The 12,533-nt window shown below is 65.5% G+C and carries 10 protein-coding genes; 8 read left to right on the plus strand and 2 right to left on the minus strand.

Features of this window, described 5'->3' with window-relative positions; genetic code table 11:
• Window positions 1-269 precede the first annotated feature (269 nt).
• From AC6CR5_RS12630 to AC6CR5_RS12640, 3 genes are all read left to right on the plus strand, one after another.
• On the plus strand, window positions 270-827 hold the full coding sequence (locus AC6CR5_RS12630; RefSeq protein ID WP_498085687.1) for a fimbrial protein: 558 nt from the start codon (window positions 270-272) through the stop codon (window positions 825-827).
• 164 nt (window positions 828-991) lie between these two features.
• Window positions 992-3,481: a fimbria/pilus outer membrane usher protein gene (locus AC6CR5_RS12635; protein WP_498085688.1), complete on the plus strand. Its 2,490-nt coding sequence runs from the start codon at window positions 992-994 to the stop codon at window positions 3,479-3,481.
• Window positions 3,482-3,522: 41 nt separating this feature from the next.
• Window positions 3,523-4,269 carry a fimbria/pilus periplasmic chaperone gene (locus tag AC6CR5_RS12640; RefSeq protein ID WP_448685298.1) on the plus strand — a complete coding sequence of 249 codons (747 nt, stop codon included), beginning with the start codon at window positions 3,523-3,525 and terminating at the stop codon, window positions 4,267-4,269.
• 62 nt (window positions 4,270-4,331) lie between these two features.
• On the opposite strand, the gene AC6CR5_RS12645 is transcribed toward AC6CR5_RS12640, so the two are convergent.
• Both AC6CR5_RS12645 and AC6CR5_RS12650 read right to left on the minus strand, forming a co-directional pair.
• The gene (locus tag AC6CR5_RS12645) at window positions 4,332-4,532 is read right to left on the minus strand and encodes a hypothetical protein (protein ID WP_155869459.1); all 201 of its coding nucleotides are present in this window, start codon (window positions 4,530-4,532) and stop codon (window positions 4,332-4,334) included.
• 4 nt (window positions 4,533-4,536) lie between these two features.
• Window positions 4,537-5,022 carry a hypothetical protein gene (locus tag AC6CR5_RS12650; RefSeq protein WP_498085689.1) on the minus strand — a complete coding sequence of 162 codons (486 nt, stop codon included), beginning with the start codon at window positions 5,020-5,022 and terminating at the stop codon, window positions 4,537-4,539.
• A gap of 248 nt (window positions 5,023-5,270) precedes the next feature.
• Between AC6CR5_RS12650 and AC6CR5_RS12655 the strand changes: the two genes are divergently transcribed.
• The 5 genes from AC6CR5_RS12655 to AC6CR5_RS12675 all read left to right on the plus strand — a co-directional run bounded on the left by AC6CR5_RS12655 (window position 5,271) and on the right by AC6CR5_RS12675 (window position 12,488).
• Window positions 5,271-6,461, plus strand: a complete 1,191-nt coding sequence (locus tag AC6CR5_RS12655) for an EAL domain-containing response regulator (protein ID WP_238920659.1) — start codon at window positions 5,271-5,273, stop codon at window positions 6,459-6,461.
• A gap of 65 nt (window positions 6,462-6,526) precedes the next feature.
• Window positions 6,527-9,736, plus strand: coding sequence for a hybrid sensor histidine kinase/response regulator (locus tag AC6CR5_RS12660; protein ID WP_190277696.1), 3,210 nt, complete (start codon window positions 6,527-6,529; stop codon window positions 9,734-9,736).
• Between the two features lie 64 nt (window positions 9,737-9,800).
• On the plus strand, window positions 9,801-10,445 hold the full coding sequence (locus AC6CR5_RS12665; RefSeq protein ID WP_026383240.1) for a response regulator: 645 nt from the start codon (window positions 9,801-9,803) through the stop codon (window positions 10,443-10,445).
• A gap of 53 nt (window positions 10,446-10,498) precedes the next feature.
• The gene (locus AC6CR5_RS12670; protein ID WP_047991515.1) at window positions 10,499-11,584 is read left to right on the plus strand and encodes an ABC transporter substrate-binding protein; all 1,086 of its coding nucleotides are present in this window, start codon (window positions 10,499-10,501) and stop codon (window positions 11,582-11,584) included.
• A gap of 172 nt (window positions 11,585-11,756) precedes the next feature.
• The gene (locus AC6CR5_RS12675) at window positions 11,757-12,488 is read left to right on the plus strand and encodes a DUF1120 domain-containing protein (protein WP_172999787.1); all 732 of its coding nucleotides are present in this window, start codon (window positions 11,757-11,759) and stop codon (window positions 12,486-12,488) included.
• The last annotated feature ends 45 nt before the right edge of the window (window positions 12,489-12,533 follow it).

Raw genomic sequence — 12,533 nt, forward strand, 5'->3', positions numbered from 1 at the left:
CCCCTTGCGCCAACAGCCGGCGCCATCGCTTTCACGGCCGCGCGCGCCGCCTTGCGCTTTCGTGATCGCGGCACGGTCCAGCGCGCTGCGCATTGCTGACATCCATGGCCCGCATTTCCCCGCGGACGCTATAGATCCCGCCATGGATGCGTGGAAAAAAGTACCGCATCCAACTCCATAATTTTTCCGCCCGGTTTCTTCGATTTCTTCAACCACTGCGCGGCATTTAGCGCAGGCAATCCCCCACGGATATCACAAAAGGACTATCCATGTTTAAGAAGACGCTCCTCGCCACCGCGGCCACCGCCGCCCTGCTCGGCCCGGTGGCGGCATTTGCCGCCGGTGATATGGGCCAAGGCACCATCACCTTCACCGGTTCGGTCACCGAGGCGCCGTGCACCATCTCGGCCGCAGACTCCAACCTGGCCATCGACCTGGGTCAGATTTCCAAGAAGGTCCTGAGCGGCACCGGCAAGTTCGGCACGCCGGTGCCGGTGGAGATCCACCTGGCGGGCTGCAACTTCGAGGAAGACGCCACGACGAAGGCCTTGAAGCTGTCGAAGGTCAACGTCACGTTCCCCGGCCAGACGTCGACGACCGGCATGATCCCGAACACCGGTAACGCCACCGGCGTCGCCATCCAGATGATGAACGCCGACAACACGACGGCCGTCAACTTCGCCACGACGGGAAGCACCGGAACGCAGATGCACCAGGGCAACGGCAACATGCTGAGCCTGTTCGCCCGCATCGCCAATACCGGCGCAACCGCCGCCACGGCCGGCTCGGTCGCGGCCAAGGTGACCTACATGCTTGACTACAAGTAGACGGCAGCCCCCCGGCCGTTACGCGCGCCCGAACCCCGCCGCTCCGGCGCCAGGGTTCGGCGGGCGCGCGAGCATTACCTCACCGAGGCGGCCGCCCAGCGCCGCCACATCGACGCCGAAGCAGTCCGGCAACCCTTCAGGCCGGTGATTCGGCAACAGACATCATGACCCTGGCCCGTTTGGCATTCCTCGTGGCGATCAGTACTTTTGTGTGCACGGCACAGGCGACGGAATTCAGCACGGGCTTTCTCAATACCAAAGACAAGAACAACATCGACCTGTCGACCTTCAGCCGCGACGGCTACATCGCGCCCGGCAGCTACCTGCTCGACATCTACCTGGACCAGCGGCTGATCCAGGGCCAGACACTGGTCAAGGCCGTGCCGGTGATCGGCGATGGCACCGTATTCTGTGTCACCCCCGGAATGGTCGACATGCTGAGCCTGAAAGACGAATTCCGCGCGCGGCTGGCCCAGGTCCACACGGCCGAGGGCGGCCCCTGCATCGACCTGGACACGCCCGACAGCCGGGTCGTCTACAGCGCCGAACACCAGAGCCTGACCTTGACCGTGCCGCAGGCCTGGCTGCAATACCAGGACCCCGACTGGGTGCCCCCCGCCCGCTGGAGCAACGGCGTGAACGGCGTGATCCTGGACTACAACGTGCTGGCCAACCGCTACATGCCGCGGCAGGGCGCGGGCTCGGCGAGCTACACGCTGTACGGCACCGGCGGCCTGAACCTGGGCGCATGGCGCCTGCGCAGCGACTACCAGTACAACCGCTACGACAGCGGCGGCCAATCCCAGGCGCGCTTCAGCCTGCCTCAGACCTATCTCTTCCGCGCCTTGCCGCAATGGCGCTCGAAACTGACGCTGGGCCAGACCTACCTGGCGTCCGCGATCTTCGACCCCTTCCGCTTCGCCGGCGTGACATTGGCCAGCGACGAACGCATGCTGCCGCCGTCGCTGCAGGGGTACGCGCCGCAGATCACCGGCATCGCCACCAGCAATGCCGAGGTGACGGTCAGCCAGAACGGTCGCCTGCTCTACCAGACGCGGGTATCGCCCGGGCCGTTCGTGCTGCCGGCACTGAACCAGTACATCAGCGGCAACCTGGACGTGTCGCTGCGGGAAAGCGATGGCACCAAGCGCAGCTGGCAGGTCAGCACGGCCAGCGTGCCGTTCATGACGCGCAAGGGCAACCTGCGCTACCAGGTGTCGCTGGGACGCCCGCTGTTCGGCGGCCCCAGCGGCAACCACGTTGCCAAGCCGCGCTTCATGGCGGGCGAGGCCACCTGGGGCGCGTTCAACAACACCTCGCTGTACGGCGGCCTGATCGTCACCGACGACAACTACCAGGCACTGGCGCTGGGTGCCGGGCAGAACATGGGCGCGCTGGGCGCGCTGTCGGCCGACGTCACGCGCTCGGATGCGCGCCTGCCGTATTCGTCGGCGCCGCGACGCACGGGCTACAGCTATCGGGTCAACTACGCCAAGAGCTTCGATGACCTGGGCAGCACGCTGGCCTTCATGGGCTACCGGTTCTCGGGGCGCCACTTCCTGTCGATGCGGGAATTCATTGTCCGCTCCGCCCTGCACGGCGGCGACTTCCGCGACGAAAAGCAAAGCTATACGGTTTCCTACAGCCAGTACATCCAGCCGCTGGAACTGAGCGTCTCCCTGTCGCTGAGCCGGCTCAACTACTGGAACGACGCGGCAACCAACAACCACTACATGCTGTCGTTCAACAAAAACGCCCGCTTCGGCCCGCTGCGCAACGTCAGCCTGTCGCTGTCGCTGGCGCGCGCCCAGAGCGTCTACGGACCGACGCAGAACCAGGTCTACGCCAGCATCAGCATCCCGCTGGGCGACAGCCGCCAGCTCAGCTACGGCTACCAGAACAGCGGCGGCGGCCGCATGCAGCAGAACGTTGGCTACACCGACTTCAGCAATCCCGACACCACCTGGAACCTGAGCGCCAGCGACGACCGCGACGCCCCCGACCGCCACCAGAGCGTGAGCGGCAATATCCAGAGCCGCACCCCCTACGGCCGCGCCGCGGGCGATTTCACCTTGCAGCCGGGCCAGTACCGCAGCGTCGGCCTGAACTGGTACGGCTCGGTGACGGCAACCGCCGAAGGCGCGGCCTTCGGCCCGCCTTCCTCGGGCAACGAACCGCGCATGATGATCGACACCGACGGCATCGCCGGCGTGCTGATCGAGAACGGCGACGGGGTCACCAACCGCTTCGGCATCGCAGTCGTGAACGGCGTATCGAGCTATCGCGAAAGCAACCTGGCGGTGGACGTCAATGCCCTGCCCGACGGCGTGGACGTGGCCGACGCGATGATCAGCCAGGTATTGACCGAGGGCGCCATCGGCTACACCCGTGTCGGCGCCCGCCATGGCGAACAGGTGCTGGGCCGCGTAGAGCTGGCCGACGGCAGCCACCCACCGCTTGGCGCGCTGGTGCTGTCGACGCGCAGCGGCAAGACCGCCGGCATGGTGGCCGACGGCGGACTGGTGTACCTGAACGTGGAACCGGATGACCGCGAGGCGCTGACCGTGACCTGGGGCGGCGCCCGCGAATGCCGCCTGACGCTGCCGGCCGCGGCGGCCATCGACCAGGGGCCGCGGTCCTTGCCCTGCCACTGAACGACCCCGCAGGGCGCCACATCTTTTTGGGAAGAGCACACGTGAAACGCAAACATCTGAGAGGCCTGCTGCTGGGCGCCACGCTGGCATGGGGGCTTTGCGCCCAGGCCGCGGTCAACGTCGACCGCACCCGCATCATCATGGGCGGCAACCAGAAATCGGTGTCGGTCGTCCTGAGCAACGAAAGCCATGACACCCCCTACCTGGCGCAAGCCTGGATCGAGGACGCCGACGGCAAGACAATCAGCGACCTGGTGGCGCTGCCGCCGCTGCAGCGGATCGATGGCGGCAAGAAGGCCCAGGTGCGCATCATGCGCGCCAACGACGCCTTCACCGCACGCCTGCCACAGGACCGCGAGACCCTGTTCTATTTCAATGTGCGCGAGATTCCCCCGGAACCGCCCAAGACCGACGCCAACATCCTGCAGCTGACCACGCAAAGCCGGCTGAAGCTGCTGCTGCGCCCGGCGGCGCTCGGCAAGAGCGACGAGGTCAATCCGGAAAGGTCCCTGCAGATCCAGGCACGCGGCAACAGCCTGACGCTGAAAAACCCCACGCCGTACTACGTCACGGTGATCTGGCTGGGACGCGATGTGAAGCAGCCGCTGCCAGGTTTCGATAACGCGCCAATGCTGGCGCCGTTCTCGGAACAGGAGGTCAAGGCGACGCTGCCGCCGGACGTCGGCGAGCTGGTGCTGGGCAATGTCGACGACTATGGCGGATTGCGCATGAACCGCTATCGCTGCGCGGCGGGGCAGTGCGTTTTCCAGGAGCGCCTGCGTGAATGAGCCCGGGCAAACCCCGAACCCCGACACGCCAGGTCATTGTTTCGATGGCGCAGGCTGGACCTTCAGCGGCGGCAGACCCACAAGCTCAGGCCCAGCATGCCGAGCAAGGTACCGCCGGCGATCCAGCCGCCGTACCTGACACAGGCCACCCCCGATAGCGACAGGCGCCATGCCATGACGGCGGCCAGCGCCACCAGGCCGCCAAGCGCAAATCTGCTGACGGCGCGGAACACTGTGTGCGGACGCGCCGACGTTCGTGCCATCACGCTATGCGCCGTTGCCGGTGGCGAGGGTCGCGACCGGCCCGTCCCCCTCCGAGCGGGAACCCGGGGCGCCGCAGTCGCCTAAGCCGCGGGCGCCCGCCACAACCAATCGCCGTTCCATCCGCGCAAGCGCCGACAGCGCGGCCACGACCTCGCCGGGAAGCGTCGAGCCTGGCAAGCAGATGTCCGCGCCGGCCAGCATGAGCCTGGCGCGCTCGGCCGAGCCAGGCCTGTCGGTCACCACCGCGAGCACGCCCGCCACCTGGGGGCAATGCGGCGCCGAGAGAAAACGCTGCAACCACAGCGAGCGGCCCTCGACCAGCAAGTAGTGCCGGCCCGGAGCGCCGGCGCGCGCGTACAGGCTGGCTTGCGTTTCGGTATAGAAGTTGATTGCGGCGACCGATTCGTTGAGGCTGGCGGCCAGCCGGGTGGCGCGGTCGATGTACTGGGCATGCACATGCAAGTTGTGCAGAAAGGCGAAATGGGCCACGGTGGAAAAAACGGTTGGTCAGGGCCACGCATTCTAGAAAGCGTCGCGCCGCGCGCCTATCAGACGGTTCCGAAAACCACTTTCTCGTCCCAACGCGACTGGCCACACTGATTCGGAAACGTCTGATACCCGACACGCCCACGGGCTGCTCCAATAGCCGACTTGCTGACCGCCGACGCGCGCACGCCGTTCCCGCGGGGCCCGTTTCGCCCCGACGGGCAGCGGCGCCCCTCTGGAGATATCGAGCCATGCTGTCCTATCGCGTCCTGATCGTCGACGACCAGCTATTGCAACGCGAGTACCTGAAGAACCTGTTCCTTCAGGCCGGGATCGCGCACGTGGAAACCGCCGAGAACGGCAGCCACGCCCTGCGTCTGCTGGAAAACCAGCACTACGACCTGGTGCTGAGCGACCTGCTCATGCCCGAACTGGATGGCGTGCAATTGATCCAGCGCCTGTCCACCTACGAAGCGCCGCCGCTACTGGCGGTGATCAGCTCGTCGCCGAAGCGCCTGATCGCCGGCGCCAGCCTGGTCGCCAAGACGCTGGGCATGCGGGTCATCGACCAGTTGTCCAAGCCGGCGCAACCGCAGGCCATCATCGCCCTGGTGGCCAAGCTGAAAGCGGCGTCCCGCCTCAAGGCCGAATCCCTGGTGTCGGGGCAGGTGTTCGACCGTGCCGCATTGCAACATGCCCTGAGCTCGGGCGAGATCTGCGCGTGGTTCCAGCCCAAGATGCGTATCGCCGACAGCGCCATCACGTCCGCCGAGGCGCTGGTGCGCTGGGTGCGTCCCGACGGCACCGTGCTGTTGCCAGGCCAGTTCCTGCCCGCGCTGATACTGGACGAGCTCGAAGACGACCTGCTATTGTCAATGCTGGCGCAGACGATCGCGGCGCAGCACGCCTGGCAACGGCATGACTTCCGGGTGGAAGTGTCCGTCAACCTGCCAACGCATCTGCTGCAGGATGCGGATCTGCCGGACCGCCTGTACGACCACGTCATGCGCCTGGGCGGCAACCCGCAGGATATCTGCTTTGAACTGACCGAGGGCACGACCACGGATGCGATAAGCGACTATTACGCCGGTGCCTGCCGCCTGCGGATGAAGGGATTTGGCCTGGCCCAGGACGACTCCGGCCAGGGCTACAGCTCGGTGTTCAATCTGGTTTCCACCCCCTTCACCGAGCTGAAGATCGACCGTTCCCTGATCAGCCGCAGCGTCACCGATGACGGCGCCCAGGCCGCGGTCGAGAGCATTGTGTCGCTCGGCCGGCGCCTGGCATTGAACGTGGTCGCCGAGGGCGTCGAAACCTGGGAGCAACTGGCGCTGCTCAAGAAGATGCAGTGCGATACGGCCCAGGGATTCCTGATCTCGCGCGCCTTGACGCCGGAATTGCTGCTGGGATTCCTGAAACGGAATTCCGCCGTCTCGCGATGATGCGCGCCAGGCCCCGCCATACGCGCCTCGCGTCCATCGGCGACCTTGCCCGGGTTTCGCTGCGCATGCAGCTGCTGTTCGTCGTGACGCTGATCATCGCGATCGTCATGCTGGTGATGTGTTACTGGGTTGTGAATAGCCTGATCAACCTTGCCACCAACGAAGCGCGCTCGCACTTCCAGCACCTGATCCTCAATCTGCATGGCCAGGAATCCCTGATTGCGCGCGCCACCAGGAACGATGCCATGCGCCAGGGCCTGGTAGTGACACAAGGCGGCCCGGCCTCGTTCGAATTGATCGACAGCGACGCCACGACCAACACCTACGAGGGCCAGTACGAAAGCCTGGCCATGCCATACATCATCAAAGTCGGCCGCAGCGGTACGCCCGGCGGCAACGACCACAGCCGCCGCCTGCAGACGGTGGCGGCAGGCCTTTCCAGCCTTTACGGCACTTACCGCAGCAGCTGGCTGCAACCCGGCATGCAGGCGTTCCTGCTGGACCTGAACAGCCAGGTCAGCATATCCGTGCCCTGTTCCGAGGATTCAATGACCGATGACGTGCATCGTTGGTGGCGTTGCCCGCTGTCGGCGAACCGGGTGCGCGAGCTCATCTATACGCAGACCGCGCGCACCAGTCCGAGCGGCGAAAAGTGGATCAACGTCAACCTGCCCGGCAGCGGCGAGGGCCGGATAGGCTATGTGGTGTACAGCCCCATCACCCTGCCGGACGCCGTCTGGCTACCCGACACGCCCAAGCGCGACCTGGTGCTGGCGACGTTCATCGAGATGCAGGACGTGTACTCCGGCGACCCGACCTACGGCCGGGTGTATTTCCAGCATCTGACCACGGCGTCGGCCGGGTCCCACCCCCCGGTTCCCCCACACGAGCCCGGCGCACTGGAAGAAGTGGAAAGCGACGTGGACTTCAGGGCGGATGGCGCATACATCCACACTTGGTGCCAGGATGGCTGGCATGCGACCTATCTGGTTCCCTACGCCCAGTTCTTCCAGGCCGCCCGCTGGCAATCGATCTCGTTCGCCGCGCTGATGCTGCTGTGCGCGGGCGGCAGCGTGGCGCTGTACCGGCGCCACCGCAACCTGATCGTGCGCCCCGCGCAAGCCAGCCACGAACGCGTGGTCGAAAGCGAATCCTTCAATCGCGCGGTGATCGAGGCCGCCCGCGTTGCCGTCTGCGCGCTGCGCGTCTCCGATCACCAGATCGTGGCCAAGAACCATCTGGCGGACGAATGGCTGGGGGACGTGGAGGTCGTCAAACAGCTGACCTTCTCCGCCGACGGCGCCGCGCTGCCCGGCGACATCGAGATCAATGGCCGGCACCTGAGTTTCAGCGCGGCGCGCGTGACTTACCAGGGCGAAGAGATCGTACTGGCCACCTTCAGCGACATCACGGACCACAAGCGCGCGCAGGCCGCGCTGGCGCAAGCCAAGCGCGCCGCCGACGACGCCAACGCCGGCAAGACGGTATTCCTGGCCACCATGAGCCACGAGATCCGCACGCCGCTCTATGGCACGCTGGGCACGGTGGAACTGTTGGGCCTGACGCCCTTGACCAACCTGCAACGCGGCTATCTGCGCACCATCCAGACCTCGTCGGCAGGCTTGCTTAACGTCATCAATGACATCCTCGATGTGTCCAAGATCGAGTCGCGCCAGATGACGCTCAAGGACCACCGGTTCGATCCGGCTGCGCTCACAGAGGAAGCGCTGCAATCTTACGCCGCCACCGCGGACGCCAAGGGCCTGCAGTTCTTCTCCACCATTGCCACTGATGTGCCGGTGTATGCCCATGGCGACGCCTTGCGTATCAAGCAGGTGCTGAACAACCTGATCAGCAACGCCATCAAGTTCACCGAGGCGGGCTGGGTGCGGATCGACCTGACGGTGGTCGGCGGCGGCGACGGCCTGTCGGTGCTGGAGTGGCGCATCGCCGACACCGGCCTGGGGATATCCGCTGACCAGCAGCCGTTGCTATTCCAGCCGTTCTACCAGGCGTATGGGCCAGGCCATTCCATTCCTGGAACCGGATTGGGGCTGTATATCTGCCACAGCCTGAGCCAGTTGATGCAGGGCGACATCACGCTGGACAGCAGTCCTGGCCGTGGCAGCACGTTCATCTTCAGGCTGCCGCTGCGCGTCACGGCCGAATCGGCGCGCCTGGCGGGCAACGGCGAAATCGCCCCGGCACCTCCGGTATGGGTGCGGGCCCCGGTTGCGGACCTGGCGCAGGATACCTGCGCGTGGCTGACCCTGGCCGGCGCCACCGCCCGTCCGAGCCATGGCGGCAGCGCGCCCGCCAAGCGCGAAGGCATCCTGGTGGAACTGCTGCCGGAGCGCCTGCCGCCCATTGAATGGAACGGGCCGCGGGTATCGTGCATTCCCGATGGCCCGGACAAGCCGCAATGGAGCCTGTCCGAAATTCACGTGACCAGCCATCTGCGGCAGAGCATCGTCGAAGCGGTCGCGCTGGCGCAGCGCGGCCGGCCGGCGCCCACCGAGGAATCGGCCGATAAGCTGGAAGCGGGCGAGACATTGGCCCCGGAGTATCGCCCAGACGCGGGTCTGCGACGGCTGGGCCTGCGCGTGCTGGTGGCCGAGGACAACCCGGTCAATCGCACCCTGCTCGTGCGCCAGTTGGAGGAACTGGGCTGCGAGGTGACCCTTTGCGTCGACGGCGTCGAAACCCTGGCGCGCTGGAACAGCGATGAATTCGATGTGCTCATCACCGACATGAACATGCCGCTGATGAACGGCTACGAACTGGTGCGCACGCTGCGCGCCCGCCACACCAAGGCGCCGATCATCGGCCTGACGGCCGACGCGCTGCAGACGCAACGCGACGCCGGCTTCGCCGCGGGGCTGAACGCCTGGGTGGTCAAGCCGGTGGACCTGCGCACGCTGCACGACGCGCTGAGCACCGCCTGCGCGAGAATCATAAGCGCCAAGTTCGCTGGCCCGCCTCCTCCAAACCGCCCCAAGGAGTTCTACGACAGCCAACTGCGCGCGGCGTTCAACACCACCATGCGCGAGGACATGGCCGCGATGCGGGCGGCGCTGGCGACGCGCGACGCAGCGGCGATCGTCTCGACCCTGCATCGCATACGGGGATCGCTGGTGGTGATGAACGCGGAGGAGATCGCCCGGTTCTGCGGCGTGCTGGAACAGAAAATTGCCGAAGAAGGATTGACTCCGGTCCTGGAAAACGCCGTCAAGAGTACGCTGGCGCAATTGGCCGAACAGTTCAAGGAGCTATAGCCCGGCACTTTTCCAAACAGACCCAGGCCACCTCGCTAGAAGCGTCAAACAAGGAACGAGAAACATGACACGAATCCTGCTGGCCGACGATCACCAAGTCGTGATCCTGGGCGTGCGCAACGTCCTCGAAGGCGTCGCCCGTTACCACATAGTCGGAGAGGCCCTCAGCGCCACCGAACTGATCCGCAAGGCTCGCGAGCTGACGCCGGACATCATCATCACCGACTACAACATGCCGTCCGAGGATGGCTACGGCGATGGCCTGGCGCTGGTGCAATACCTACGCCGCAATTTCCCTCGGGTGCGAATCCTGATCCATACCATGATCTCTTCGCCGGTCATCGTCGCCAGCCTGTACGAGGAAGGCGTCAGCGGCGTCCTGTTCAAGAGCGGCGACCTGGCCGAGATCCTGACCGCGCTCGGCGCGCTGGAGAACAACCAGATCTACCGCAGCACCCCGCAAGTCCTGGCCGCCAACCACCCCGGCGGCGCCCAGGACGCGGCGACCCGGATCGCGCGGCTTTCGCCCAAGGAACTGGAGGTGCTGCGGCATTTCCTTTCCGGCACTTCAGTGGGCGACATCGCCCGCATCATGAACCGCAGCGTCAAGACGGTCAGCACCCACAAGATCGCGGCGATGCGCAAGCTGGACGTGGAAACGGACCACGAACTGGTCATGTTCGGCGTCAACCACGATCTCTTTAAGTAACGGCCGCGCCAGCGTCCCGCAACGGGCGCCGGCATCATGATGGAGCCCTCACCATGACGCACCGCTTTCCCCGCCGCCTGCTCATCGGCCTGGCATTCACCGGCCTGGCGGCGTCACTGTCTCCCGAAGCGACGCGCGCGGACGCGCCGGTCAAGCTCACGGTCATGGCCTATGGCGTGGACGCGTTCGACGAAAAATACCTGCGGACGGTGATCCGGCCGTTCGAAACGGCGCATCCGGATATCGAGGTCGGCTACTACGCGGTGCGCGACTCACGCAATGCGTTGTCGGTGCTGCGAGCGCAACGGGCCGCGCCACGCATCGACATCGTGATCCTGGACCCGCCCAACGCGCGCCTGGCCCAGGCGGAGCGCCTGATCGAGCCGATGGACCCCAAGCGCATTCCCAATGCCGCGGACCTGGGCAAGATGGGCCGCGAGCTCGGATTCTGGGCGCTGCCGGCCATGTACGACTCCATGACGCTGGTGTACGCCAAGTCTGCCTTTGCCCAGCCCCCCCGGAGCTGGCGCGAGATGTGGGATCCGAAGTACCGGGGCAAGGTGGCCGTGGCCACCAATCCGAACGTCAACGGCAGCATGATTGCGCTGACCTTTCTCGCCAATCGCCTGGCCGGGGCCGCGGACGGTCTGGGCAGTTTCGATCCCGGCTTCGACTATCTGGAGAAAATCACCGCCAACATCCTGACCTGGAACCCGCGCCCCAATCAGTACTGGCTGGTATCTCAGAAGCGCGCCCTGTTGGCGGTTGGCTGGAACTCGCGCAGCCAGAGCCAGATGGACGCGCTGGACGGCTATGCGACAACGGTGCCCGGCGAGGGCACCGTCGCCGTGCCCATCCTGATCGCCCGGGTCGCGGACCGCCCCAATGGCGAGGCAGCGCAGGCGTTCATCAATTATTCGCTCGGCCCGCGGGCGCAACAGGCCTTTTCCGAGGCGATGTACTACGCGCCGTCCAACCAGAAGGCCAAGATCAGCGAAGCGGCGCGCGCCAGGATTCCGTTGCTCTCACCCGACATCGCCGCCAGGCTGGTCCCGGTGGACTGGGCGGGACTGACGGCTGAACACTTTGCGGCGATGCGCGCGGCGTGGCTGACGCGCATCATGAAGCCGGCGCCGTAGCGAGGCGGCCGAAGCGTCCCTGTATTCCGGTTCGCACTACCGGAATTGTCTGATGGTGCGGTGCGGCAGCGGATTGGTACCTTAGTTTCCGTGGTGATTTCGTCCGATTTTTCGTGGCAGGAACGACACCACAGAACCTCCGCTCCGCTATCACTTTGGCTTTCAGACAACCATGAATCACCACTCCAGCAAGCTTTTCGCCGCCCTCCTGGCCTGCGCCGCCTCCGCCGGCGCCCTGGCTCAGAACGCCCCAGCCGCCGCGCCCAGCTTCAAGATCAACGTCACCGGCACGATTGCCCCGGGCAGCTGCACGCCGGCGTCCGGCGACCTGACGTTCGACATGAAGAGCATCAACCCGAAGTCGTTGAACAACGACAAGGTCACCATGCTGAGCGCCATTCCCAACAAGATCAAGATCACCTGCACCGCCGACACCGCGATCGCGCTGAACGTGACCGGCTATACCAAGGCATCGAAGGCGTACGGCTCCAACATGGAGCATCCGTCCGGCACCAAGACCGAAACGCACTCGTTGTATGACCTGGTCAACCCGGCGGACGGAAATAGCCCTGTCGGCGTCTACGCGATGCAGTTCCGCAATTTCCAGTACACCGGGAACGGCGTGGGAGCCGTCACCACCAAGGCCGACATCATCAAGAGCACCGACAAGAGCTCGTGGACCAACAACGCTGACCAGACAGGCTGGAACAACGCACAGCTCGCCAAGGACGGCAGCAACTACATCTCGTTCGCCGACCCCAAGGCCAACACCACGCCCGTGCTGGCCAGCACCTTCGAAGGCGAGCTGATACTGGCCCCGCTCATCCTGGCCAAGAAGGACTTGAGGCTGACCGGCGATCTCAAGTTCGAAGGCGGCGCGACCATCACGCTGAACTACCTCTGATCCACGCGTCGGGCGTGATGCACGCTTCGATATACCGAGAGCAAC

The sequence above is a fragment of the Achromobacter sp. EG18 genome (genome assembly GCF_059759395.1).

Excerpts from the sequence above, each read along its gene's own strand:
- AC6CR5_RS12645 (WP_155869459.1), bottom strand. The coding sequence starts at position 4,532 with ATGGCACGAACGTCGGCGCGTCCGCACACAGTGTTCCGCGCCGTCAGC.
- AC6CR5_RS12670 (WP_047991515.1), top strand. The coding sequence starts at position 10,499 with ATGACGCACCGCTTTCCCCGCCGCCTGCTCATCGGCCTGGCATTCACC.
- AC6CR5_RS12675 (WP_172999787.1), top strand. The coding sequence starts at position 11,757 with ATGAATCACCACTCCAGCAAGCTTTTCGCCGCCCTCCTGGCCTGCGCC.
- AC6CR5_RS12655 (WP_238920659.1), top strand. The coding sequence starts at position 5,271 with ATGCTGTCCTATCGCGTCCTGATCGTCGACGACCAGCTATTGCAACGC.
- AC6CR5_RS12630 (WP_498085687.1), top strand. The coding sequence starts at position 270 with ATGTTTAAGAAGACGCTCCTCGCCACCGCGGCCACCGCCGCCCTGCTC.
- AC6CR5_RS12660 (WP_190277696.1), top strand. The coding sequence starts at position 6,527 with ATGCAGCTGCTGTTCGTCGTGACGCTGATCATCGCGATCGTCATGCTG.
- AC6CR5_RS12665 (WP_026383240.1), top strand. The coding sequence starts at position 9,801 with ATGACACGAATCCTGCTGGCCGACGATCACCAAGTCGTGATCCTGGGC.
- AC6CR5_RS12635 (WP_498085688.1), top strand. The coding sequence starts at position 992 with ATGACCCTGGCCCGTTTGGCATTCCTCGTGGCGATCAGTACTTTTGTG.